This window comes from Flavobacterium sp. FlaQc-57 (assembly GCF_044007395.1).
In the GTDB taxonomy this organism is placed as follows: domain Bacteria; phylum Bacteroidota; class Bacteroidia; order Flavobacteriales; family Flavobacteriaceae; genus Flavobacterium.
Genome location: NZ_JBIPDA010000007.1, coordinates 91,596 through 117,713 on the forward strand (window position 1 = coordinate 91,596; position 26,118 = coordinate 117,713).

Annotated in this window: 16 protein-coding genes; 6 read left to right on the forward strand and 10 right to left on the reverse strand. The window is 33.2% G+C overall.

The annotated features are described in order from the left end of the window. Positions 1–71: 71 nt before the first annotated feature. The 4 genes from ACHRVZ_RS19385 to ACHRVZ_RS19400 all read left to right on the forward strand — a co-directional run bounded on the left by ACHRVZ_RS19385 (position 72) and on the right by ACHRVZ_RS19400 (position 4,615). Complete coding sequence (locus tag ACHRVZ_RS19385; RefSeq protein WP_395424531.1) at positions 72–2,048, forward strand: urocanate hydratase; 1,977 nt, start codon at positions 72–74, stop codon at positions 2,046–2,048. A gap of 54 nt (positions 2,049–2,102) precedes the next feature. Beyond that, entirely contained in the window at positions 2,103–2,642 is a 540-nt protein-coding gene (locus ACHRVZ_RS19390) for a DUF4136 domain-containing protein (RefSeq protein ID WP_395424532.1), read from the forward strand. Positions 2,643–2,905: 263 nt separating this feature from the next. Further along, complete coding sequence (ilvA, locus tag ACHRVZ_RS19395) at positions 2,906–4,150, forward strand: threonine ammonia-lyase IlvA (RefSeq protein ID WP_395424534.1); 1,245 nt, start codon at positions 2,906–2,908, stop codon at positions 4,148–4,150. A gap of 81 nt (positions 4,151–4,231) precedes the next feature. Beyond that, a complete protein-coding gene (locus ACHRVZ_RS19400; RefSeq protein WP_395424535.1) occupies positions 4,232–4,615 on the forward strand; it encodes a group III truncated hemoglobin in 384 nt (127 codons plus the stop codon). A 65-nt stretch (positions 4,616–4,680) separates the two neighbouring features. Here ACHRVZ_RS19400 and ACHRVZ_RS19405 read toward each other — a convergent pair whose 3' ends face one another. From ACHRVZ_RS19405 to ACHRVZ_RS19415, 3 genes are all read right to left on the reverse strand, one after another. Then, positions 4,681–5,745 (reverse strand): DUF2931 family protein, encoded by a 1,065-nt coding sequence (locus tag ACHRVZ_RS19405; protein WP_395424536.1) that lies wholly within the window; start codon positions 5,743–5,745, stop codon positions 4,681–4,683. Positions 5,746–5,828: 83 nt separating this feature from the next. Next, positions 5,829–7,904 carry a phospholipase effector Tle1 domain-containing protein gene (locus tag ACHRVZ_RS19410; protein ID WP_395424537.1) on the reverse strand — a complete coding sequence of 692 codons (2,076 nt, stop codon included), beginning with the start codon at positions 7,902–7,904 and terminating at the stop codon, positions 5,829–5,831. Between the two features lie 5 nt (positions 7,905–7,909). After that, positions 7,910–8,401, reverse strand: a complete 492-nt coding sequence (locus ACHRVZ_RS19415) for a DUF4280 domain-containing protein (RefSeq protein WP_395424538.1) — start codon at positions 8,399–8,401, stop codon at positions 7,910–7,912. 250 nt (positions 8,402–8,651) lie between these two features. Between ACHRVZ_RS19415 and ACHRVZ_RS19420 the strand changes: the two genes are divergently transcribed. Next, positions 8,652–10,409: an aromatic amino acid hydroxylase gene (locus tag ACHRVZ_RS19420; RefSeq protein WP_395424539.1), complete on the forward strand. Its 1,758-nt coding sequence runs from the start codon at positions 8,652–8,654 to the stop codon at positions 10,407–10,409. Between the two features lie 188 nt (positions 10,410–10,597). On the opposite strand, the gene ACHRVZ_RS19425 is transcribed toward ACHRVZ_RS19420, so the two are convergent. The 5 genes from ACHRVZ_RS19425 to ACHRVZ_RS19445 form a co-directional block, all read right to left on the reverse strand. Beyond that, entirely contained in the window at positions 10,598–11,227 is a 630-nt protein-coding gene (locus tag ACHRVZ_RS19425) for a DUF4230 domain-containing protein (RefSeq protein ID WP_395424541.1), read from the reverse strand. A 173-nt stretch (positions 11,228–11,400) separates the two neighbouring features. After that, positions 11,401–13,716 carry a BamA/TamA family outer membrane protein gene (locus tag ACHRVZ_RS19430; RefSeq protein WP_395424542.1) on the reverse strand — a complete coding sequence of 772 codons (2,316 nt, stop codon included), beginning with the start codon at positions 13,714–13,716 and terminating at the stop codon, positions 11,401–11,403. Continuing rightward, the gene (locus ACHRVZ_RS19435) at positions 13,700–18,790 is read right to left on the reverse strand and encodes a translocation/assembly module TamB domain-containing protein (protein WP_395424544.1); all 5,091 of its coding nucleotides are present in this window, start codon (positions 18,788–18,790) and stop codon (positions 13,700–13,702) included. The genes ACHRVZ_RS19430 and ACHRVZ_RS19435 overlap by 17 nt, the downstream gene beginning before the upstream one ends. 149 nt (positions 18,791–18,939) lie before the next feature. Continuing rightward, positions 18,940–19,899 carry a GSCFA domain-containing protein gene (locus tag ACHRVZ_RS19440; RefSeq protein WP_395424546.1) on the reverse strand — a complete coding sequence of 320 codons (960 nt, stop codon included), beginning with the start codon at positions 19,897–19,899 and terminating at the stop codon, positions 18,940–18,942. A 97-nt stretch (positions 19,900–19,996) separates the two neighbouring features. Next, a complete protein-coding gene (locus ACHRVZ_RS19445; protein WP_395424547.1) occupies positions 19,997–20,788 on the reverse strand; it encodes a hypothetical protein in 792 nt (263 codons plus the stop codon). 140 nt (positions 20,789–20,928) lie between these two features. Here ACHRVZ_RS19445 and ACHRVZ_RS19450 point away from each other — a divergent pair, with 140 nt between their 5' ends. After that, positions 20,929–22,674, forward strand: coding sequence for an ABC transporter ATP-binding protein (locus tag ACHRVZ_RS19450; protein ID WP_395424548.1), 1,746 nt, complete (start codon positions 20,929–20,931; stop codon positions 22,672–22,674). A gap of 174 nt (positions 22,675–22,848) precedes the next feature. Here the strand turns inward: ACHRVZ_RS19450 and ACHRVZ_RS19455 are convergent, their stop codons facing one another. Together ACHRVZ_RS19455 and alaS are read right to left on the reverse strand one after the other, a co-directional pair. Then, on the reverse strand, positions 22,849–23,355 hold the full coding sequence (locus ACHRVZ_RS19455) for a hypothetical protein (RefSeq protein ID WP_395424549.1): 507 nt from the start codon (positions 23,353–23,355) through the stop codon (positions 22,849–22,851). 105 nt (positions 23,356–23,460) lie between these two features. After that, a complete protein-coding gene (alaS, locus tag ACHRVZ_RS19460; RefSeq protein WP_395424551.1) occupies positions 23,461–26,100 on the reverse strand; it encodes an alanine--tRNA ligase in 2,640 nt (879 codons plus the stop codon). Positions 26,101–26,118 lie beyond the last annotated feature (18 nt).

Below are 26,118 nucleotides of genomic sequence, written 5' to 3' on the forward strand. Positions count from 1 at the left end.
ATATTTAATTATTCGGCTTTAGAGAAAATCTAAGAAGTCTAACGATCTAACATCTAAAAATCTAAAAAAAAATGACTTTTCAAGAACAAATACAACAAGGAATTCCCTCAATATTACCTCCAAAGGCAGCATACGATTTAGCTATTAATCATGCGCCAAAACGAAAAGAAATTCTTTCGGCAGAAGAAAAAAAACTAGCTTTAAAAAATGCATTACGCTATTTTGAAGCCAAACATCACGTTGAATTAATCAAAGAGTTCTCTGAAGAATTAGAAACTTACGGCCGTATTTATATGTACCGTCTACGTCCCGATTACAGAATGTACGCGAGGCCAATTGACGAATATCCAGGAAAATCATTACAAGCAAAAGCAATTATGCACATGATTCAGAACAATCTGGATTATGCTGTGGCGCAACATCCGCACGAATTAATTACGTATGGAGGAAATGGTGCAGTTTTCCAAAACTGGGCGCAATATTTATTGACGATGCAGTATTTATCTGAAATGACAGATGAACAGACGTTAACGATGTATTCAGGACATCCGATGGGATTATTCCCTTCACATTCTGAAGCACCTAGAGTTGTGGTTACCAACGGAATGGTTATCCCTAATTATTCGAAACCGGACGATTGGGAAAAAATGAACGCATTGGGTGTTTCGCAATATGGCCAAATGACAGCAGGAAGTTATATGTACATTGGACCTCAAGGAATTGTACACGGAACCACAATTACGGTTTTGAATGGTTTCAGAAAAATAAAACTAAATCCCGAAGGTAATTTATTTGTAACTTCAGGGCTTGGCGGAATGTCGGGTGCGCAACCAAAAGCAGGAAACATTGCAGGTTGTATCACTATTTGTGCTGAAGTAAATCCAAAAATCACCAAAATTCGTCACGAGCAAGGTTGGATTAATGAAATCGTAACTTCGACTGAAGAATTGGTAAAAAGAGTCACTTTGGCCAAAGCCAATAAAGAAGTGGTTTCGATTGCTTATTTAGGAAATGTGGTGGATGTTTGGGAATGTTTAGACAAAGAAAATATCAAAATTGATTTGGGTTCCGATCAGACTTCACTTCATAATCCTTGGGCGGGAGGTTATTATCCGGTTGGAATTTCTTTTGAAGAAGCCAATGAAATGATGGCTAACAATCCTGAATTATTCAAAGAAAAAGTACAAGAATCTTTGCGCCGACAAGCAAAAGCAATCAACAAACATACTGCAAAAGGAACGTACTTTTTTGATTACGGAAATGCCTTTCTACTTGAAGCTTCTCGCGCTGGCGCAGATGTTATGGCAGAGAATAATATCGATTTCAAATATCCGAGTTATGTTCAGGATATTATGGGACCAATGTGTTTTGATTATGGCTTTGGACCTTTTAGATGGGTTTGTACGTCAGGAAAACCCGAGGATTTGCAAAAAACAGATACAATTGCGAGTCAGGTTTTAGAAGAAATGGCTAAGACAGCTCCAAATGAAATTCAGCAGCAAATGCAGGATAACATAAAATGGATCAAAGGCGCGCAGGAAAATAAATTGGTTGTGGGTTCTCAAGCCAGAATTCTTTATGCTGATGCTGAAGGAAGAATTAAAATTGCTGAAGCTTTTAACCAGGCGATTGCAAAGGGCGAAATTGGAACTGTTGTTTTAGGACGGGATCATCATGACGTTTCAGGAACCGATTCTCCGTACAGAGAAACTTCAAATATCTACGACGGATCACGTTTTACGGCCGATATGGCGATTCAAAACGTAATTGGTGACAGTTTTAGAGGAGCAACTTGGGTCTCTATACATAATGGTGGCGGAGTTGGCTGGGGAGAGGTTATAAATGGCGGTTTTGGTATGGTTCTTGATGGTTCTAAAGAGGCTTCAAAACGTTTAGCATCAATGCTTTTTTGGGATGTTAACAACGGAATTTCAAGACGAAGCTGGGCTCGAAACGACGAAGCTATTTTTGCAATAAAAAGAGCAATGGAAGTTCAGCCTTTACTAAAAGTAACTTTACCTAATATAGTAGACGAAACACTATTTTAGTTAAAAGCTTTTTTTACATTACTAAAAACTAAAAACATTAAAATTTTAAACACTATGAAAACATTCAAATTAGTACCCGTTTTTTTGCTTTTAATACTAGCCTCTTGCAGCACTGTTAGTGTTTATTCTGATTATGATAAAAACGTAGATTTTGCGCCTTATAAAACCTATGCTTTTTTTAAGCCCGGAATTGACAAGGTCGAAATTTCTGATTTGGATAAAAGACGTATTTTACGTGCCATCGATGAACAAATGCAAGCCAAAGGTTTTACAAAAAGCGACAACCCTGATTTATTAATTAACATTTTTACTAAAGCAAGGGAGCAAGTTAATGTAAATCAATTTAGCGCCGGATGGGGCTACGGTTGGGGTTGGGGATGGAATCCATACATGATGTACGGAGGAAACCAAACTACCGTTTCAACTTCTACAGAAGGAACTTTATTCATTGATTTGATTGATGCTAAAAAGAAAGAAATGATCTGGCAAGGTGAAGGTGTAGGTACCTTAACTAAAAACGTTGACAAAAAAGATGAAAAAGTTGCCGAGTTTGTTTCTAAAATTTTAGCACAATATCCTCCGGTAAAAAAATAATTAATACATTTGCGATTCAATTATCTAAAATGAAAAACTTAAATAACATTATTATCTCTATCAATATTATTGCTATTCAGCAATAATGGTGAGGTATTATATAAATAAGTAAACAAAATACAATTTATTAAACCTCCCAAATCGGGAGGTTTTTTATTTTAAAAAACTATTAAACAGTAAATTTTCGCCACAGATTAAATGATTCTCACAGATTAAAATCATTTAAAATCATTTAATCTGTGGCAAAAAAACAACACAAAATCATGAATCTATTTAACGAAGTACTTGCAGCCAAAAAGCAACTCGAAAATGTAGTTGCCGCTACTCCGCTCACGCAAAATCTCAATCTTTCAGACGAATTTAAATCAACTATTTTATTAAAAAGAGAAGATTTACAAATTGTACGATCGTATAAAATTAGAGGAGCCTACAACAAAATTTCGTCGTTAAATGATGCCGAAAAAGCAATCGGAATTGTTTGTGCCAGCGCTGGAAATCATGCACAAGGTGTAGCTTATTCTTGTAATCTTTTAAAGATAAACGGCAAAATTTATATGCCAAAAACTACTCCTAAACAAAAAGTAAAACAAGTTCAATTATTCGGAAAATCATTTGTTGAAATCGTTCTTACTGGAGATACATTTGATGACGCTTATGCTTCTGCCACTGCAGATGCAATCCAAAACCATAAAATTTTCATTCATCCTTTTGATGATGAAAAAGTAATAGCAGGCCAGGGAACAGTTGGTTTAGAGATTTTAGAAAGTTACAAAGAGCCTATTGATTATGTTTTTGTTCCGATTGGCGGCGGCGGATTAGCTTCGGGTTTATCTGAAGTTTTTAAACATTTAAGTCCAAATACAAAGATTATTGGCGTTGAACCAAAAGGTGCTCCATCGATGAAAACTTCTATTGAAGAAAACAAAAATACAGCCTTAAAAACAATAGACAAATTTGTAGATGGTGCCGCCGTAAAACAAGTTGGCGACATCACTTTTGAAATTTGTCGCAACAATCTGGATGATATTATCCTCGTTCCAGAAGGAAAAGTGTGTACTACAATTTTACGTTTGTATAATGAAGAAGCGATGGTTGTAGAACCTGCGGGAGCTTTAACAATTGCCGCTTTAGATTTTTATAAAGAAAAAATTAAAGGTAAAAACGTCGTGTGCGTTGTGAGCGGAAGCAACAATGATATTGAAAGAACTGCCGAAATAAAAGAACGTTCTTTACTTTATGAAGGCTTGATGCATTATTTTATGATTCAGTTTCCCCAACGCCCGGGAGCATTAAAGGAATTTGTAAACAATATTTTAGGGCCTGACGATGATATTACTTATTTTCAGTTTGCGAAGAAAAACAGCCGTGAGGTAGGTTCTGTAGTGGTTGGATTAGAATTAAAGAATAAAAAAGACATTCAGGCAATTAAAATGAATATGACCAAAAATGGTTTTGAATTTCAATATTTAAACGACAAGCATGATTTATTTACGCAGCTAATTGGATAAAAAAACGTTAAATGATAATTATCAGAAAACAAAGACTCAGTTGTATTGTATTTTTGCGATCTGAATTTTATACCAAAAAAAATGGCAACTCAAGATATTTCAAGCTTAGGCGATATTAAACTTTTAGTAAATGCTTTTTATGCAAAAGTGCAGGACGACGATTTGATAGGTCCAATTTTTAACCAAAAAATGTTAGGAAGATGGCCTGAACATCTAGAGAAAATGTATCGCTTTTGGCAGACTATTTTATTAGAAGAACACACTTATTCCGGAAGTCCTTTTCCTCCGCATAAACAACTACCAATAGATCAAGCACATTTTGATCGCTGGATGGAAATTTTTACTTCGACTGTAGATTTTTTATTTGTTGGAAAATTAGCCGAAGAAGCTAAAGTACGCGCAGCAAATATGGCGTATATGTTCAATTATAAAATTGAATATTTTAGAAATGCTGAAAAGCAATAATTTTAATGATTGCTAATTCTCGATTAATTGGAAAAAATCGAGAATTAGCAACTTAAATAATTTAATTATTCCGCATCATAAACCTCAACTTTTGAATTTGGTATTTCAAACTCATTTGTTGGCGATTTCAAACAAACTTTACCCGAATATACAGGCTTGTTGATATTACTCTTTTTAATCTCTTTATCAAATTTTATATACAACTCAACATTTTGATTGTTTTCAAAAAAAGTTTTAAAACGATCCATTAACTGATTATTAAATGCCCGTTCTTCTATTGGGTCTTGCAAATGATCGTTTTCACCTGTGGTTTTACCGTCTAATAAATCAACCCAAATTCGAACTTCGAGCTTGTGACGAAATCGATCTTCAATAAAAATTGCCATCGAGTTTGGTACTCCTTTGCCATTTACAATATCGGTCAAAAACTCAAGGCCAGCATTGCTCTTTTCCATTACTTCGCCATTAAGAAAAAGAATATCAAAGTCGTAAATTTTAAAGTCTGGATTATTGGTTACGATAGTATAATTGTAACGCTTAAGGCGATTCTTAAAATAAGTATTGTTTACTTTATTATCGTCTATTTCTTTCTGAACAAAAGGTAAAAAATCATCATAATAAGATTTCATAACGTTTTTGCGGTCAGGGTTTTTGCTAAAATCGTTCCAGTCTTCATCATAAACTTCATGCGCCTGGTAACTGCCTATTTCTATATTGCCTGCACTACCACCTATCCAGACTGTTATCATGCCTTTTGGTGCTATCCCGACCGTTAAGATATAGTAGGCTTTTTTATATTCATTACCACTGGGATAAAAAGAAGTTCCATAATCCTTTTTAAAGATGTCGTATAGCTTTTTTTGTGGTAACTCAAAATCTCCTAAATAAAACTTATTCTCGGCATAAGAAAACCATCTTAGTACAATTTTCTCTGGCACTTTTTTCCTTTCCTCCCCTACGGCATAAGAACTACTGCTAGAGCGCCAGTCTCCTTGAAGAAATTCTCCGCTAGGTATCCGGACGCTATTACCATCTGAAAGTGCAAAACTACCAAAAATTACTTCCATCGGGTAGGCAACATCAGCACTTACTTCTGGACTCCATTCAAATTTTTCTATTTTAACAAACATATCTTTTTCGTTTTTTTTGCAGCTCAAAACAATTACGAAGAGCATTAGCATTATTATTATCTTACTACATTTTTTCATTTTTTCTAACCTTTTATTGGTTGTCTGTAAGGCTTGCCGTCTAGGTATCGCCCTCCTTTTCCTATAGCTTTTGAAGTTGAGCGATGTAGGTATTTATTACGGATAGGTTTTAAATATTCTTCATGTATGGTCGCTTTTATACTGCGTGCTCCATCATTTTTTAAAGCAAAACTCAATAAATTTTCTTTTACGAAGTTTAAATCATCAGGAACTTTATAGGTCGCTTTTTTATCTCCAACCATTAATGTTTTATTAAACTTTAAACCATATTTCTCTGCCATTTTTACCATAATAGCCAATGCTACATATTGATAACTGTTTGGGATTCCTACGCGTGTACCTCCATAAGGTTTTCCTGCTTGTTCATTTCTCATTGGGTAATTAAGCTGTTGTGGTGTGTACCATCCTTGCTCGAGTAAAACTTGTTGGATATTTTTAAAATCAGGTTCATCACTAAAATATCTTGTTTCATTTTCCATCTCACCATAACCTCCGCCTACATCACTATGCGCACCAGGAATTTCTAATTCAAAACCTACTCCTGCAGCAATTGAATGTTCTATGGTAGTAAGCGAAAAGTTTTCTCGATACTCATCGGCAGCGGTAAGATGGAATACTTTTTTTACACCTTCCATTTTTAGTTTGAGTTCGTCTACATCGTTATCAAAATTTTTATTTGCTGCTCCGGTTATTAAACTATGGGCATCATGATAAGAAGATACTGTATCGAACAACCCCACAAATTTTATAGAAAACTTAGCTGATTCTATATTGTATTCATCCTGTACTTTGTATTTGAGCGCGATAAAATGTCGTGCCGCTGCGGCGCCACGACTAAAACCAAATACCGTTAATTCTATTTCGTTTATAAACTCATCTTTTTCTATATATTTGTTATCTTGAATATTTTCAATATTCTTTTTAATTTTCAAAAAAGCGATATTCACTTTGGCAGGAATACCTGTTTTACCACTGCCAAAAGCATATCCATCAGTATCATCACCTTTATAGTCTTCGGTTCCTTCGCCTTCTATGTATACCTTTATTTCTCTCTTTGCATTATCGGCGAGATTCATTTGGTGCATAATGGCTATGTTCGAGTAATAATTTTCGTAACTACTGCCGTCTTCATGATTTTTTCTGTATGCCTCAGCTGCTTTTGATTCCTCAGGACTTAATGCAATTCCTTTTTTCTTTTTATTATAAGCTAATCTGGCATCCGTATTATTACCGTTATTCAATGTGCCATCAAAAAATAAATTTATGTTTACTTTTACTCCTTTTTTATTTTCGGGTTTCTTTTGTTTATCCGGAATAGATACTTTCAGAACACTATTACTCTTAGGCTGTTCTATTCTTTTTACTAAACTGTTAAAAACCTTAAGCTGTATTTTATCTTCGATAACATCCATTTTGCCGTTGTATTTTACTTCGGCATAAAACTCATGCATATCTTCATTTACATAATCCTGATCATTAAGTATTTTTTGATATAGTTTTATATTGGTAAAATAGAGCTCTGCTTTTCCATATTTGTCAACACGGGTTGTAGTATAGGTCCCCATGTTTCTGGATTTCTTGTCATGCCCGTCTAAACCTTCATCTTCCCAAATGGTTACTTGTAGTGTATCACCAATAGGAATGTTAAGCGTATGAATAAACAATCGCACATTATCAAGATAAGCAATTGGTCTTCCGTTTAGATCTTCATAATATTGATCCTGCCATTTAAGATTTTGAATACTTGGTTTACCTGCAACAGGTATAATTTCGAGAGACGCACTGCCTGATACGCCAAAAGCATCTGTAAAAATTACTTCTATTTTATACGTTACTCCTAAACTTGCTTGGTTAAATGTAACACCTCCATCATTACCTAAATCAAAAAAACGTTCTCCTCTTTTATATAATGTCCAACGCTGTTTTACAATCTTTGAGGGATCTGCTTTTTGTGTTGTATCTACATCAGGATCAATATAAAGTTCTATTTTTTTCTTTGCTTGAGGGGCACTTGTCGACATTAGTTTATAGACATTTTTTCCAAGAAATGGTCTTATTTCTCCTTTTATATAAAAACTCATAATTATTATTTTTCAACTTCTGGTATTCCGTTTAACTTGTTTTGAAATGCTCCCATATCCAACAATGGATTTATTTGATTCATCAGGATTGGATTAGCTTTCATAACATGAATTTTGGTAAGTTCTGCCTTCTGTCCATGTTTTACAATACTAATACAATCTGGCGCTCCCATTGGGCAAGTAGCTTTACTATCTTCGAGTAACATTTTGCCTTTATTAGATAAAGTTACTTTTTCATAAAAATTACTCCATTTTATAATTTGTGCTGTGCAAGGCAAATAATCATTTCCCGATGGTTGTTTTTTACATTTGCCAAATGTATTGTTCTCCAAAATCTGACCAATTTCTTTAGTAGTGGCAATAAGCTTATTTTCGGCTTCATGATCATTTGCATAATGCTTTGAATTTGTCAAAACTTTTAAGATATCCGTTATTGGCGCAACACTAAATTCACATTCTAAAGTTGCTCCTTGTACTACAACATGTTTATTAGCCATAATTTTTTTTATAAGTTAATTCTCATTTTAAACTACAGCAATATATAAATATTTTTACAAAAAAGTAATAAAAATCTTATTATGATATTATTTTAAAATAATTAAACTTTAAGCTAAATGCTTTTTGATAAAAAACAAAACTCACGAAAAACTCAATAAAACATTCTTTTGATTAAAAATTTTGCGATAAACGATAAAAAATCGTGCTGTAAATTCGTAATTTTACATTCTAATCTACAACGTTTTCGAAATGAACCCAACTATTGAAACAAATCCGTTATTAGAACGATTGCCAAAGCATTTAAAGCAATTTATTAAGCCACAGGATTATAGCGATTACACGCCAATAAATCAGGCGGTTTGGCGCTACGTAATGCGCAAAAATGTAGATTATTTATCAAAAGTTGCGCATAGTTCATACTTAGATGGTTTACGCAAAACAGGAATCGAGGTTGATTCTATTCCGAGTATGTACGGGATGAATCGAATTTTGACTGAAATTGGCTGGGCTGCAGTTGCCGTTGACGGATTTATTCCGCCAAATGCATTTATGGAGTTTCAGGCTTACAATGTTTTGGTAATTGCGTCAGATATTCGTCAATTAGAACATATTGAATATACTCCTGCTCCGGATATTATTCACGAAGGCGCCGGCCACGCTCCTATTATTGCAAATCCTGAATATGCTGAATATTTGCGCCGTTTTGGAGAAATTGGCTGTAAAGCGATTTCATCTCATAAAGATTATCAGATGTATGAAGCAATTCGTTTACTTTCTATTTTGAAAGAAGCTGAAGATACACCTCAGGAAAAAATTGATGATGCTGAAAAAGCGGTTGCCGATTTACAAAATAATATGGGTGAATTGTCCGAAATGGCTCAAATTCGAAATCTACATTGGTGGACGGTTGAATATGGCTTGATTGGAACGATTGAAGATCCTAAAATATACGGTGCCGGATTACTTTCTTCTATCGGAGAAAGCGCTTGGTGTATGACAGATAATGTAAAGAAAATCCCTTATGATATCTCCGCTGCCAATCAAAATTTTGATATTACGCAGTTACAGCCTCAACTTTATGTTACTCCTAATTTTTCTTATTTGAGTTTGATTTTAGAAGAATTTGCTAATAAAATGGCTTTAAGAACCGGAGGGCTTTCAGGAATTCAAAAATTAATTCATTCTAATGCTTTAGGAACGATTGAATTGAGCACGGGTTTACAAATCTCCGGAGTTTTTACCAATGCTTTGGAAGAAGAAGGAAAACCAATTTACATTCAAACCACAGGAAAAACGGCTTTATCCTATCGTGAAAAAGAATTAGTTGGCCACGGAACTTTAACTCATCCACACGGATTTGGAAGTCCGATTGGGAAACTGAAAGGCTTTAATTTAGCCATTGAAGATATGAGTCCAAAAGATTTACAAGCCTATAGTATCGTAGAAAACGAAACTGTAAAATTGGAGTTTGAAGGCAATATTATTGTTGAAGGTGAAATTATTACAGGTTCCAGAAACTTACACGGAGAGATTATCCTAATCAGTTTTAGAAATTGTACTGTTACTCATGGCGAAACGATTTTGTTTCAGCCTGAATGGGGAAATTACGATATGGCAATTGGTAAAAAAGTTGTTTCGGCTTTTTCCGGTCCAGCCGATGTGAATAGTTTTGATCTTATAAATACGGTTCCGAAAACTACTACGATCAAAGCAAAACATTCAGACGAACGTGATGATTTAGAAGTTCTTTATCAAACAGTTCGACTAATTAGAGATAATAAAGATTCAAAAGCCGAATTAAAAAATGTATTTGAAAAACTTCAAAATAACCATTCTAACGACTGGCTACTGGCAGTTGAAATTGCAGAACTTTTGAAAGATTCTGATGAAAAACAACTTTTACAGGAAGTCTTGGTTTATCTCGACCAGTTGAAATTAAAACGTCCTGAAGTAGCACATTTAATAGCCGGAGGATTGGATTTGATTTTTGATAAAGAGAAATGCTAAAACTATAGTTTGTCATTTCGAGCAACGAGAAATCACACTAGTAACTCGACAAAGATTGGCGACGTACTACATGGAATTTCTTGTGTGATTTCTCGTTCCTCGAAATGACAAGTTTACGAAAAAACCTTTAAACCTCTGAACCTTTGCAACTCTGAACCTTTGCAACTCTGAGCCTTTGAACCTCTCCTCTACAACTTCAAATCCTGGTTCAATTCTTTCTCAGATTCAATCGTTTTTCCGTTGTATTGCAACTTCCATCCCATTGAGTTTGTCAGGATTAAAATCTTAGACAATTCACTAATTAATCTATTTTGTGCGTTTGTTTTAAGAGTAGAATTTTCAATTTTTTTGGCCAGATTTGCTTTTACAGATTTATTGATCTTATTGTAATCATCTCCCGTAAAAGGGTTTAGTTTACTTTGTTCTACATCATAAAACTGAATATCCGGGTTGATTGTAATTTCTTCTTTTGGAATATTTAAAATCGTGATTGTTTTATTTTTTTCGTCAATATCATATTTGATCTTATGTAAATCGTATGCAACTGTAACATTTGCATTCACTACAACAAGTGCTTTCTTCTCAAAAGAAACCATATCCATCAAATATTTCTGCTGATTTTTATAGGTTATAACTTCTGAAAAATGTCCTTCGGTAACTACCAGTTTACCCACGTTCAAGATTTGCTGCTGAATTAAATTGGTATTATAATCAATTGTAGAATCGTCGGCTTTTTTAAACTCGCAATATTTGAAAGCCAAAACAATGACTAAAACGATAACACCGATTCCTATAATTCTTTTGACTAAGTTTTGCATTCTATTAAATTGTTTAGACGAATTTACTTCTTTTTTTATTCTTTTTCGTCATGAATTATTTTTTCTTTTGCCATGAATTTCACTAATTTTCACTAATGCTTTGTCTATAATTTATTAATAATACGGATTAAAATTCGTGAAATTTGTGGCAAAAAATTTATCAAAAAAATACTTTAAAAAGGATATCCGATTGCAATATTAAGTATCAGATTTTCTTTTCGCCACGGGCCACTTCCAAAGTTAATATCATCGATTACCCATCGATCTCCTTGAGGCAAATACGGTTTTCTAAGTGGAAATGCTAAATCGGTTCTTAGAACAAAAAATGACAAATCGAAACGTAAACCCGCTCCCGCTCCTACAGCAATATCTTTCATAAAATCTTTACTGATTTCTCCACCAGGTTTATCCTTATCGGCATTTAAAAGCCAAATATTTCCTGCATCGACAAATATTGCTCCGCGGACAATACTAAACAATTTTGCTCTGTATTCTGTACTAAATTCCAATTTTAAATCTCCCGATTGATCTGGCAAAAATGAATTACTTGTCGTGGTATTTATATAACTTCCAGGTCCAATTGATCTCGCTCTAAAGGCACGAATACTGTTGGTTCCTCCTACTACAAACTGCTTCGATGTTGGTAACGCCCCAGAATTTCCGTAAGGAAGTCCAATTCCTAATATGATTCTACTGGCTAGTTCACTATTTTTTGTAAGTTTTAAATAATGTCTAAAATCACCTCTCATTTTTACATATTGACTAAACGGAACATCAAATATTTTTATGGTGTCGTTCTTTTTGACGTTTGCGCCTGTAACCAAACCTGTTATATTTCCGGCCAAATCTAAATCACCACTAAAATAAAACGTATTTTTTTTACGCTTCTGCATTGTGTTAGTATATGTGAAGTTATACGTTGGACCAAATATCAATTGTTTCTCAATTACTTTACCCAATGATTCGTCTTCTTTTATATCTTCTAAATACTCTGCTGTTACATGGTTTGGACTTACATAAGTAACATCAATTACATTTAACTGATGTTCTTTTCGAATGTTTTCTTTCCACAAATAACCAAAAGAAGTCTGAAAAGAATTTAAGGCATACAATTGTGTTCTATTTTGATATTCGTATCGCAATGTCGCCTTTGTTCTCGGCACATACTCACTTGAGCCTTCAATATGAAACGGCGTAACAAATCTTGGCCAGGTCAAACTGGTTTCTGTACCTAGCTTATAAATGTTTTTTCCACTATTTGCTCCTGAAAGCTGAAAATCGGCACCACCAAAAATGGAAACTGTTAGTAATTCAGCGCCACCAAATAAATTTCGGTTGTTCCAGTTTACATTAATTTCTGAACCTGTGTAACTCGCTGAGTTCGTTTTTCCCAAAACCTCAACACGAATAAACTTTTTAGGCAAAAGGGTTAAATAATAATAACTGTCTAATGTGTTTGGCAAACTGTCTGATGTTTTAAACTCATTTTTCACAAAACTAAAAGTACCGAGATTTACAAATCGGTTTAAGGTTAAATTGTGGTCTTTTCGGTTGTAAAGATCTCCTTTTTTAAAATAAATGGCACGATCAAAAACTCTTGGTTTAAAAGTATTTGCTGTATCTATAATCGTAAAATCCTTGTATTGAACAATATCTTCTTTTTTATACTTTACGCTATCTTTTGAAATCGTAAAATTAGGATACACAACTATTTTGTTGATCTTGTAAGAAGTAAGTGCTTTTGCCGGTGTATCGGCTTTTATTACCAATCTAATTTTTACTTCATAATCGCCTTTACTACTGTCTACCTGCGCCAAAATATAATCAGGATTAAAATAATAATATCCTCTTTCTTTTAGTCTGGCATCTATTCGCTCGCGTTCGGCTTTTATGACATCCAAATCATATGGCTTACCCACTTTTAATAAACTTCTACGACTTGATCGCCCAATTATTCTTGACATTGCCAATGAGTCATCAGGAAAAGTTACACTCTTAATTTTATATTGTTTTTTAGGTTCTACGGTATATTCTGCGGTTACCCTTTTGCTGTTGACGGTTGAATCAGAACTTACGCGAGTTTTAAAATATCCTTTGTTTTCAGCATAATTTCGCAAAACAGAAGCATTATAATCTAAATCGACTTTACTAAAAAGTACCGGTGCTTCGCCCACTTTATTACGCAGCCAATATCTAATTCCTTTTTGCTTTTTGGGTTCTCCGGCAATATTATAAAACCATAATTTAGGACGCAATCCTAAAAATTGTTTATTAGGCAAAGGGCGCAACAAACCTTCAAGTTCGTTTTCTAATTCTTTTTTTTCTTTCTTATTAATAACGGAGTCCTTTATTGTCACAGAACCGCCTGTGTACAATAAATCACCTTTAGGTAAATATTTTGTATTACTGCATCCAAAAACAAAAAGTAAGGACAGCACCATAAAACATCTGATATATTTCGTTTTCATATTGCTATGTTTTTTGCTCATTTCCCTCTATTTTATTTTCCTCTTTTTCCTTATCTTCTTTTTCTTTGAGTTTGTTTTTTTCCTTGCGGAGTTTCTCTTCTTTAATCATCTCTTTTTCTGCTGCACTACGATGAAAAAGTTCACGGAATTTATTGTAACTCATAGTGATAATAAAAGCAACTCCAGTTTCGACAACCTGACCTTCTACCGCAACCTGATATTCATTTTTTCTGTAAGCACGAACCATATAGCGCCCGTCTTTAGTAAGCTGATAATCTAATGCAACATCGCCGGCGATGTTTGTACTTTGTTCATTTGCACGCTCTTGGCCTTCAACTGCAAAACTACTCCCAACTGTAACTTTTAGTCGGTCATTTAAGAGCTTTTTAGAAACACCAACATTCAAATCTGTTCTGTTTTCCTTAGCTCCTGAAGTATAATCTTCTGTAGATTCAAGATCAAATTCTAATTGAACTCCTGAAATTAATTCTCCAGCCAAATCATTCAATTGTTGCGAAAGTATTTTGCTCACACTCTGTCTTGCTAATGATTCGGCACTCGTTCCGCCACTTTCACTTGCAAACGGATTTTCACCAATAAATCTATTCAACAATAAAAGCGCAAATACCTGTTTGTTTAATTCGGCAGGCTCTTGTCTCAGTTGTTCTAATTTTGTTCGGGACATGTCTACAATAGCAGACGAAACATCGTAATTACCTTCCGGAAGTACAATATCAAAAGTAATTTCCGGTTTTAACAATTCACCATTCATTTTCAAATGTGTCTGAAAAGGAATTTTCTGTTTGTATGTATTTTTTTGAGCCGGAGACATAGTTCCCAATTGATTTCCTAATAAGTCAATTGGCGCTGTATTTACTTTATAAATTGCAGTAATATTCAAATTGGCCATTGTAGGTTCTCCATTCCAAATAATGTAACTTCCTTTTTGAATATCAAATTTTCGGCGAATCATATTAAAATTCATCTCATACGCCCCATCTGAAAACTCATATTTACCTGTTAAAGTAGTTTTTCCAGATGGGTCAATTCCTCCAATAAGTTCCGCTTCACCTTTAAGATTCAAGTAATCTCCATTTCCTTTATCGATAACTAAGGTAAGTTCTGCTTTTTTATCAATCGAAATCGCAACGCTCACATCCATACCAATCAATTGCGATTGGTTGAGCTTGTTTTCCATCGCAACAGTTTGTTTCAGTTGTATATTATCTTCGTCTACAAACTCTACAATTCCTTCTCTGTCTGCAATCGACGGATCTGATTGTGGTAAAACAACCGTAAATTTGGTGTCGCCATTTATTTTTATGGTTCCTCCAACGATTGGATTTTCAAGTGTTCCTTTGATATTCAGTTTAGTATCTAAAATCAAATCTCCATAAAACAAATCGTTGTCTACTTCTTTAGAATGTATTGCTCTAAAATCATCTGCAACTATCGTTAGACCAAAATCAAAATTGCTATAATCAGCCGATTTTATTGTTCCGTTTATCGTCAGTTCATTATCATTTTCATCGTGAAAAGTAAATTTATCAAATGTAATTACGTCGTTCTGAAGCGTTATTTTTTCATCTACTGTCTTAAAATAAGAATTGAATTTTGTTACTCTGAAACCAGTATCTTTAAAATCCAATTCGCCGTTAACTTTTGGCGCGGCTGCATTACCTGTAATTTTGAAATTTCCTGCTAAAAATCCTTTTCCTTCAGTAAGATTGCCCATACTGAAACCTTGAATACTCTTGATTGTTAGTTTGTTTACATCTAAGTTAAAATCAAGATTCTCATCGTCAATTTTATAAGTACCCGTAAGATTTACGTCGTTTTCTTCTCCGCTAAGCGTGACATTTGCTGCTAATAAATTTGCTGTTTTATTGTCAACTTTCACCGTAATATCACCAACCGGCTCCCCTTTAAAAGCAAAACCTTCTACTTTTATATCAGAGGTAAATATTGGTTTAGTCATAATATTTTCAACCAAAGCTGTACCGTTTATCAAACCTTGCATTAAAAGCTCGTCTTTTTTGACTAAGTTCATTATCGTCTCAATTTTGAAATTAACAAAATCGATTTTCAACGGCGAATCATTTCCTTCGTTTTGAGATTGAACTCTAAGTTCGTTACCTGAATTTTCTAAATAAAATCTATTAACATACAGCCTTTTATCATCAAATTCAATACAATTTTCCGGATTCAAATTCCATTTATCATAATTTAGAACAAAATTATCCGAATCAAATTTCAAGGTGTTTTTAGCATTTTCATGCAACAATTCTCCTTTAATAAAATACTGTTCTTTTTGTTCTTTATCTTTTACTTGTAAAGCGTATGAAAGGATATTGTTCTCAATTTTACCCGATAAACCTGCAAAAGGAATTTTAAAATCACCACTTTCTATAGGAGCGATAGAAACCTGATATTCTAAAGCATTCTCTTTTCCCTCTATGTTTATTTTACCATCTGAAACTGTATTTCCTGCATAAACTACTTTCGGAATCGTTCCTTTTATTTCTAAAGAATCGGCTACATTATTGTATTTTCCCGTAATAATGACAGGCTCTAAACTTGTCAATTTTGGAACCAGTTTAAAAAGCAGCGGATCGTTGTCTATTTTTAATGTAAAAGCCAATCGTTGCTCATCTGATTCTCCGTTTACTTTCGGATTTTTTAAGTCCATGTATTTTGACAACGATTTTTTTATTGCGGCCGTTAATGTTGTCAGTTTGTATTTTCCATCAACTTCTGCTTTTAAGAATTGAGAAGTAATTTTGATATTATTTCGGTTGTTATCTGCAAATGCAATTATACTCATCGAGTCTAAAACAATTGGTTCAGCACCTTGCGAAACCTGAATATTTGAAAGAAATACTTTTCCGTTTAAAAAATCAGGATTACTATTTGCAATATCAGCGTCTACATTTCCTCGCAGTTTCATTGGACCTGCATGCAGATTTAGTTTTTCCAGATCAGCAATATCCAGATTTAGTTTTAATTGTATGGTTGGGTATTTGTCTTTTGTATCTCCGCTGGCTACTAAATCAAAATGCAAATTAGGGTCTTTCATTCCTGATTTAACAGCGAATGATCCGTTTGCTATATTTCCTTTTAATGCTAAATCTTTATACGTGTATTTATTAAATACGGCTTTCTGAACCAATCCGTCAAATTCTGCCTGCGCCGTTTTCGGGTCTAAACCTTTACCTTTTACTTTCGCTTTAAGCGTAATTTTTCCAATTGAATCATTTTTGATTAATCGCCCTAAATCGAAATTTAATAAATAAACGGTCGCGTCATATCTTTCTTTGTTTTTAACGCGCTGATCAAATAAACCATCGACTTTTGCATTTCCAAAACTACTGCTTAAGATTAAATTAGTGTCAAAACTCTGTACTGAACCTTTGAATTTTCCTTGCAAACTCAACTGCGAAGGCAACTGAATATTCTTAGGAATTGTTCCTGCTGGTACAAACGAATAAATGTCTTTTGATGTGCTCGATAGTTTTTTAATATCTAAATCGTAATACGCTTTTTGCGCATCAGGCAAGCCTTTTATTTTTCCCGAAAGAGAAACTTTTGTTGTTCCTATTCCGCTCATCTCGAATTGCGGAATGTTTAGGTCATTAACTTTTCCGCTCACGCGTGTATTCAAATACAAAACGGCATTTGGATTACTCTTAAAAGGATTTGTTTTTTGCAAATCCGGCACAAATAATAATATGTCTTTAAATCCAATTTTCGATTGCTTTAAACTGGCGTCTAAAGAAAGTTTTTCAATATTTTTAGAAACTGCTGCAATAGACGGATAGGCAACTTTTACTTTATCTTGAAGTAATGTCTGAGGAGTTTTCAAATACAAATCATTCAAATAAGCATTTTTAGGCCCATAAAAGAAATTGGTTTTGAAAGACTGAATCTGTAATCCACTTTTATCATTTGCAGTCAAAGCTTTTATATTTCCAGAAATGGTATCATTACCGTAATATAACTTTTCAGCTTTAAAATTGATTTTGTCCAAATCCATATGACTGTAATCGATACCTTTTAAAATAGGTTTCGATTGCATATCATCAAATTTGAACGCGATATTTTCTAAGCTAATATCAGCCAATTTCACTTTCCAACCTGCTTGTTTTATTGCCGTTGTATCTAAATTTGGAGTTTGAATTTGTTTGTCTTTTGTTCCTAAACGAAGATTTCCTTTTAAATCATTTATTTCGAAAGTTTCTAAATCTACAAGCTGATTATTAAGGTCTATTGTATTGAATGATAAATTCAGATTACCCAGTTTTATTCCTGAATCTAATTTTGAATCTTTGTTGTCATAAGCAATATCAATTTTTGAAAGACTTATTTTTCCCAATTTCAAATTGAAGTCATTTCTTTTAGAAATAGTATCGGCAGTTTTTACTGAAACTTCGGCTATTTTTTCAACAACGTCTTGATTCAAAACAACTTTTAGTCCATTCAAATTTATATTCGGAATATCAAAATCCATTTTATCCAAATCAAATTTCTTGAATTTGGTGTCGAAATTAGAAAGCTTTACACGAATATCGTTTTTAGATAAATCGTCTTTAAAATTAAAATTGACATTTTCGAGATCTATTTTTACAACTGATATTTTAAATGGTTTACTATCCGGATCTTCAACTTTGGGTTCTTTAGATTCGAAAGCTTTTATGATGTAATCAAAATTGAAAACTCCGTCTTTATTCCTGGAAATATTTGCTTTGACATTTTCTAATGAAACTGAATTGATTTCGAGTTCACTGCTTACCAATTTAAACAAATCAACATCGAGCTCTAAACGTTTACCGGCCAATAAAGTATCTTTCTTTTGATCTTCAAAATAAAAACCCTCTAAAACTATGTCTTTTGGAAATTTAATAGAGATATGATCTAACGAAACTTTGGTTTTAATTTTACCCTGCAGATAGTTAATCGCTTTGTCTTTAGCGAAATTCTGAACTGACGGAATCTGAATTAAAATAATAAGAAGTAGTAAAAGTGCAATAATCGAAACCACGCACCAAAGTAGTATACGTAGTGCTTTTTTTAGAAAATAAATTGGTTTCTTATTCATACGTTATAAAACACGTTTAGACAATTGCGTTACAAAAATTGTAGTCTTATACAATTTACAAAATTGTAAAAAATATACCTCAAAATTTTATACAATTGAGGTCAATTATTCTATAATTTTATTTATATATAAATATTTTCTTACTTAATTTAAAAACTGATATGCGGAAGCTTCGTTTCTAAAAGATTCATTTTTTGACGAAGTTTGGCTAAGAATTTCTGATGCTGCTCTGACTCCGGATTAAAACTTCGATGACGCAGACTTTTTTGAATTTCTGAGATTTCCTGCATTGTAGCAACACTATTTTCAGCAATGGAATTCTCACTGAATCTATTCCAGATATAATCAATTGCAACTTGATTTGGATGTAACATATCTTCACTATAAAAACGATAATCACGAAGTTCATCTATCATGATTTCGTAAGACGGAAAATAGTTATGCGTTATAAGTTGCAAATTATGATTTTTTAGAACTGTGTGCACTGCAGTAAACAAATGCGATTTACTTAATTGATTTTCTACAAAACCATCTTTTATATGACGTACAGGCGAAATGGTGAAAATGAAATTGATCTCCGGATTTAATGTATGAATCAATTCAATGGTATTTTGAATGCTTTTCTGAATTGCATCAACTGATAATAATTCTTTTGAAAATTGCTTTTGCGGTACTTTATGACAATTGGCCACAATTTGATCACTTTCTAAATTTCTATAAACCCACGAAGTTCCATAGGTAATAATAATGTGAGTCGCCGCGGTTAATTGTTTGTAGGTTTCTGAAAGTGCTTTATTTAAGGTTTCCAGTAACTCTTGTCTATCCGAATTACTTAAGTCTGAATGTACTTCATAACTGTGCCAGCGTTCGTTATAAAAGAAAACATCTTTCTCTGTATAAAATTCCTGCTGAACAACTCTCTTAATAACGGTCTCGATAGAAACGGGATTGAAAATAATTCCAAACGGATTCGTCTCGCTCTGAAACTTAAAATAATCAAACTTCTCGGCCATATTTTCTGCAAAACAAGAACCAATAGAAATTATCTTCGAATTATAATCAATTGGATTATTGGTTTTAGAAATTGGAATTTGAGTTCTGAATTGCATGGAATTTAATTTAAGTACGAATTTCACCAATTTTCGCCAATAAAAAAACCAAATACAGAAGTATTTGGTTTTTGATATAATTTCAAATTTTGATTCCTTAATAAGTATATTCTATTTCATACTCTATTGATTTTCCGTCACCCGTTAATGATGTTTGTTTTGTTGGGAAACCTTTATCATTATAAATGTAATTTGTTAAATAAATCGCTGGATTCGGTAAATCGCTGTCTACTCTTTTAATTTTCAATATGTTGTTACTAGCAATTTCTGTTTCTTTTAATAACAAATCTAAACCCAAAATATTTTTAAGAGGATTATTTTTAGTGTCATATTCATAAGTTCTTGTCGATGTTACAACTCCTCTAATATTCTTATCTTCAATAAGATTACCGTCTTTATAAGTAAAAGTTCCTTCACTGATTTTTGTTTCTATTTTAGTATCCGGATTAACCAAGTAATCTATATATGAAATCGAATTATTAGAAACATGAGTATAAATTGTTTTGCCAATATTTTGTCCGTTAGGATATTTAGCAGTAAAATATTCTCTTGTAACTCTGGTTTTTAATTTCCCGTTTTCATAAGTATATTCAGCTTCCATATCTTTAGTTTCTAAGCCTTTGGAATCAACATCAAATAACTGCTGTTTGGCAATAACATTTCCTGTATATGTAAAAATTACTTTTGAATTTAATGAAATACTGCTTAGTATTTTGTTTCCGTCATAAGTCAAAGTATTTTTAGTATTTGTCCCCAAATTTACTGACGGATAAATATAAGAAATTGTTTTAGGCAGGATAGATTTATCTTCAGAAGAAGAATTGTCATCGCTGGAACACGATGTAAGCAATAAAGAAAAAGCACTGAAAAGCAATAAAAGTTGTTTCATTTTTTGGTATTTGTTTTTGGTTGAACAAATATAATTGAAAATATTACGAATAAGAAAATTTAATATTCTCCAGTAAAAATCAGCTATATATAGCCAAACTATTCACTACTTTTGCATCTCCAATAAATCTAAATTCTCTTATGAAATTACTATATTCTTATATAATCAAACATAAAATGCTTCTGTTTTTTGCTTTGATTATGGCCACAATAAACATCTGTTTCAGCTTATCCGACTCTGTAATTACCGGTAAATTAATGCAAGATTGCGGTGTTGGTTTGCATAAATATGAAGGAAATGAAATGGGTTTTATAAAATCTTTATCCTTTTGGCTGGGACTTTCACTTGGTGCGGCGATGGTATCCCGAATTACTAAAAATTTTCAGGACTACTTTACCAATGTTGTGATTCAGCGAACCGGAGCTCAAATGTATACGGACGGAATTAAAAAATCACTCGATTTACCTTACGCAGAATTCGAAGATCAACGCAGCGGTGAAACTTTAAGCAAATTAACCAAAGTACGTACTGATTCTGAAAAATTAATTACACTTTCTATCTCTCTAATTTTTCAAACTATAATCGGATTCATATTTGTTATCGTATATGTTGCCCGAATCGATTATCGTATATCGATTATCTTTTTGATTACGGCTCCAATTATTGCCTTAATTAGTTCGTATTTAGGGAAAAAAATAAAAATTGTTTCTCGAAAAATTGTCAATCAAACCAATGCTTTGGCGGGTTCTACAACTGAAAGTTTAAGAAATATTGAACTTGTAAAAAGTTTAGGATTAACGTATCAGGAAGAGAAACGTTTGAATTTAAACACTTTTAAAATTCTGCATCTTGAATTGGAAAAAATCCGTTTCATTAGAAGTTTAAGTTTTATTCAAGGTACAACAGTTCACTTTTTAAGAACTTGTGTCGTTTTTACTCTCTATTATTTCTTGTTTGGACAAAAAATAATTGTTGGAGATTTATTGACAATGGTATTTTTTACTTTTTTCATCTTTGGACCTTTACAAGAATTAGGTAATTTTATTATTGCGGTGAATGAGACTAAAGTTTCGATGGAAAACTTCAAGACTTTATTAAGTGCTCCAAAAGAATTTCGTCCTAAAAACCCAAAACATGTTGGAGCAATTCAGTCCTTATTGTTCTCTAATGTAAGTTTCCAGCACAAAACGGCAAAATTCAAAGCGGTTGAAAATATTAATTTTGAGATCAAGCAAGGTCAAACCGTTGCGTTTGTCGGGCCTTCTGGCTCCGGAAAAACAACTTTAGTTAAATTATTGGTCGGATTATATACGCCTGCCGAAGGTCGTGTACTTTATAATGAAATTGATTCGACCGAAATTGATTTATTAGATTTAAGAAAACAGCTCGGATTTGTAACGCAAGATGCTCAGTTATTCTCCGGAACGATTCGCGAGAATTTATTGTTTGTGAAACCCAATGCAACCGATGAAGATTTATACGATGCTCTAAAAAGAGCAAGTTGCGATAAACTTTTAAAACGTGCCGAAGACGGTTTAAACACAACAATTGGCGAAGGCGGAATTAAAGTTTCGGGTGGAGAAAAACAACGTTTATCGATTGCTCGTGCGATATTAAGAAATCCGAATTTATTGATTTTTGACGAAGCAACTTCGGCATTAGATTCTATTACCGAAGAAGAAATTAATACTACGATTAGAAATATTTCTGACAAAAACAGAATCACAGTTTTAATTGCGCACAGATTATCTACTGTAATGCACGCCGATAAAATATTTGTACTTGAACAAGGAAAAATTATTGAAGAAGGAAAACACGAAGATTTGATTGTTGAAAAAGGCTTGTATTACGCTATGTGGCGCCAACAAATTGGTGAGCGTAAGTAATTTTTTTGTAGGTTCTGAGATTCTAAGTTACTAAGGTTCTAAGTTTTTTTTATGAATAACCTCCAGCTTTAGCTGTATTGGAAAAAGGCCTTAGCCAAACTGTTACGTTTGGCTAAGGCCTTTCTTCTTAACTTGTACTAGAATTCTTTTTTTTTAACTGAACAGACAATTAACTTATTCAAAAAACTTTTTTGACCAATTATTCATCAATATAGATTTGTTTTCTAAATATAATTTATCAATTCCAAAATCTTTAACTATTAATTTTATAATACTATAGTATTTTTCACCGAATTTATCATAACATTCCCTTAGTTGTTTACTCTCAGAACTATCAAAGGAATCTAAAAATTCATCCAGAATAACTAAAATTTCTTTCCAAACAACAAACAATTTTGTTGGCAGTAAATGAGTATTAGAATAAAGCAAATTATCAATTTCTAGTATTTTCATTTCCAATTCGTTATAAGTATTTTTTTTTCTAGCTTTTAAGGATTTAATTAAGAATGTATTCAAAATATGAAATTCTGAATTTATCTTTCCCATAACATTAAGTTGTTCTTTATAAATTAATTCTCTAAGAAAATTTCTTCTGTTTTTCAAAGAGACAAGATAATTTAAAAAACCAATAATAAATGTCAATAAAATACCGACGGTGTAACAAACATCTTTAATTTCCATAATAAAATACTTAAAAACCCGACAGGTTTTTAAAATCTGTCGGGTTTACTTTTTTGAATACTATAAAAAACTTAGAACCTAAGTAACTTAGTTCCCTTAGAACCTTTATTTAACGAACTCAACCGCTTTAGCCAAAGCTTCAGCAATTCCATCAGCGTTTTTACCTCCTGCAGTTGCGAAGAAAGGTTGTCCTCCTCCTCCACCTTGAATGTATTTTCCTAATTCGCGAACTACTTGTCCCGCGTTTAGTTTTCTTTCTGCAACCAATTCTTTAGAAATATAACATGTCAACATTGGTTTTCCTTCTTCGGCAGTAGCCAAAAGTAAAAACAAATTATTTCCTAAGTTTCCTAATTCGTAAACTAAGTCTTTCGCTCCTTCCGGATTCAAATCAACTTGTTTCGCTAAAAATTGGATTCCGTTGATTTCTTGCAATTCTTTAGCCAAATCACCTTTCATGTTTTTAGCTTTCTCTTTCAATAAAACTTCCAATTGTTTTTTCAATTGAGCGTTTTCGTCTTGTAGTGCTAAAATCGATTTTACAGGATCCTGAGCATTTTTAAGCGCTTCTTTAATTTCACTTAAAGAAACAGCTTGTGACTCAAAATACTCTTTTGCAGCTTCACTTGTAATTGCCTCAATTCTTCTGATTCCTGATGCTACAGCACCTTCAGAAACAATTTTGAAATGCCAAATATCAGATGTATTTGCCACGTGAGTTCCTCCACATAATTCAACAGAATCACCAAATTTAATCATACGAACTAAATCTCCATATTTCTCTCCAAACAAAGCAATTGCTCCTTCTTCGATAGCCTGATCTTTTGGGATCGCTCTTTTCTCGATTAATGGCAAACTTTCGCGAATTCTTGCATTTACAAAGTTTTCTACTTCTAATAGTTCTTCATCAGTAACTTTAGAGAAATGCGAAAAGTCAAAACGCAACGAAGCATTACGAACCATCGAACCTTTTTGCTCAATATGAGTTCCTAAAATCTTGCGCAAACCTTGGTGCAATAAATGCGTAGCCGAGTGGTTTGACGAAGTTTTAGCTCTTTGGTTTGCATCAACAACCGCATTAAAAGTTGCTGTAATATTTTCCGGCAACGATTGTGTTAAATGTATGGTTTGGTTGTTTTCTTTCTTAGTATCAATGATATAAGTGATATCTCCATTTTGAGATTCTAAATATCCTTTATCTCCTGTTTGTCCTCCGCTTTCTCCGTAAAATGGAGTTGCATTAAAAACCAACTGATAAATTTCACCATCTTTTACACTATCAACTCTACGGTATTTAGTGATTTTTACTTGATGAGATAATCTGTCATAACCAATAAATTCCTGAATATCATCTTCTACAATTACATTCCAGTCTCCGGCTGTCACTTTTGATGCAGCACGAGATCTTTCTTTTTGCAATTGCAATTGTTCCTGGAATCCGGCTTCGTCTAATTTTAATCCTTTTTCAGAAAGAATCAAAGCTGTTAAATCAATTGGAAACCCATAAGTATCATACAATTCGAAAGCTTTTTTACCATCGATTGTATCTCCTTGATTATTTAAAATTACAGCGTCTAACAAAATTAATCCCTGATCAAGTGTACGCAAGAAAGAATTTTCTTCTTCACGAATAACATTTGAACAAAGTGCTTTTTGAGTTCTGATTTCCGGGAAAGAATCTCCCATTTGCTCGCTCAAAGTTTCAACCAATTTATAAATAAATGGCTCTTTTGTACCTAAGAAAGTAAATCCGTAACGAATTGCACGACGCAAAATTCTACGAATTACATATCCAGCTCCGGTGTTAGACGGCAACTGACCATCGGCAATAGCAAAAGCTACCGCACGAACGTGATCTGCAATAACACGAATAGCGATATTCATTTTATTTTGATCATCGCTAATGTTTTTCACTTCATTAGGTGTATATTTTGCTCCGGTAATAGTTTCAATTTCTCTAATTAAAGGCATGAAAACATCAGTATCATAATTTGATGTTTTTCCTTGTAATGCCATACACAAACGCTCAAATCCCATTCCGGTATCAACATGCTGTGCAGGAAGTTTTTCTAGAGAACCATCCGCTTTACGGTTGAATTCCATAAATACGTTATTCCAAATTTCAACAACCTGAGCGTTATCACCATTAACTTCTCCTTTTCCTGGTTTTAGCGCTTTTTCTTCTTCAGAACGTAAATCAACGTGAATTTCAGAACAAGGTCCACAAGGCCCCTGATCTCCCATTTCCCAGAAATTATCTTTTTTATTTCCTAAAACAATTCTGTCTTCATCAATCAATTCTTTCCAAATATCCCAAGCTTCCTGATCAAAAGGAACGTTATCTTCTTTACTTCCTTCAAAAACAGAAACGTAAAGATTTTCTTTTGGAATTTTATAAACTTCAGTCAATAATTCCCAAGCCCAATTGATCGCTTCTTTTTTGAAATAATCGCCAAAAGACCAGTTTCCTAACATCTCAAACATAGTATGATGATAGGTATCAATACCTACTTCTTCAAGATCGTTATGTTTTCCTGAAACACGAAGACATTTTTGCGTATCGGCAATTCTTGGACTTTTTGGCGTTCCGTTTCCTAAAAAATACTCTTTAAACTGGGCCATTCCCGAGTTGTTGAACATTAAGGTTGGATCGTCTTTAAGTACAATAGGAGCTGATGGTACAATAGTATGTCCTTTACTCTCAAAAAAGTCTAAAAATTGTTTACGTACGTCTTGTGATTTCATATTTTAATTAGAAAATGG

Coding starts and splice junctions, on each gene's coding strand:
- ACHRVZ_RS19385 (WP_395424531.1), top strand. CDS start 72: ATGACTTTTCAAGAACAAATACAACAAGGAATTCCCTCAATATTACCT.
- ACHRVZ_RS19390 (WP_395424532.1), top strand. CDS start 2,103: ATGAAAACATTCAAATTAGTACCCGTTTTTTTGCTTTTAATACTAGCC.
- ilvA (WP_395424534.1), top strand. CDS start 2,906: ATGAATCTATTTAACGAAGTACTTGCAGCCAAAAAGCAACTCGAAAAT.
- ACHRVZ_RS19400 (WP_395424535.1), top strand. CDS start 4,232: ATGGCAACTCAAGATATTTCAAGCTTAGGCGATATTAAACTTTTAGTA.
- ACHRVZ_RS19405 (WP_395424536.1), bottom strand. CDS start 5,745: ATGTTTGTTAAAATAGAAAAATTTGAATGGAGTCCAGAAGTAAGTGCT.
- ACHRVZ_RS19410 (WP_395424537.1), bottom strand. CDS start 7,904: ATGAGTTTTTATATAAAAGGAGAAATAAGACCATTTCTTGGAAAAAAT.
- ACHRVZ_RS19415 (WP_395424538.1), bottom strand. CDS start 8,401: ATGGCTAATAAACATGTTGTAGTACAAGGAGCAACTTTAGAATGTGAA.
- ACHRVZ_RS19420 (WP_395424539.1), top strand. CDS start 8,652: ATGAACCCAACTATTGAAACAAATCCGTTATTAGAACGATTGCCAAAG.
- ACHRVZ_RS19425 (WP_395424541.1), bottom strand. CDS start 11,227: ATGCAAAACTTAGTCAAAAGAATTATAGGAATCGGTGTTATCGTTTTA.
- ACHRVZ_RS19430 (WP_395424542.1), bottom strand. CDS start 13,716: ATGAGCAAAAAACATAGCAATATGAAAACGAAATATATCAGATGTTTT.
- ACHRVZ_RS19435 (WP_395424544.1), bottom strand. CDS start 18,790: ATGAATAAGAAACCAATTTATTTTCTAAAAAAAGCACTACGTATACTA.
- ACHRVZ_RS19440 (WP_395424546.1), bottom strand. CDS start 19,899: ATGCAATTCAGAACTCAAATTCCAATTTCTAAAACCAATAATCCAATT.
- ACHRVZ_RS19445 (WP_395424547.1), bottom strand. CDS start 20,788: ATGAAACAACTTTTATTGCTTTTCAGTGCTTTTTCTTTATTGCTTACA.
- ACHRVZ_RS19450 (WP_395424548.1), top strand. CDS start 20,929: ATGAAATTACTATATTCTTATATAATCAAACATAAAATGCTTCTGTTT.
- ACHRVZ_RS19455 (WP_395424549.1), bottom strand. CDS start 23,355: ATGGAAATTAAAGATGTTTGTTACACCGTCGGTATTTTATTGACATTT.
- alaS (WP_395424551.1), bottom strand. CDS start 26,100: ATGAAATCACAAGACGTACGTAAACAATTTTTAGACTTTTTTGAGAGT.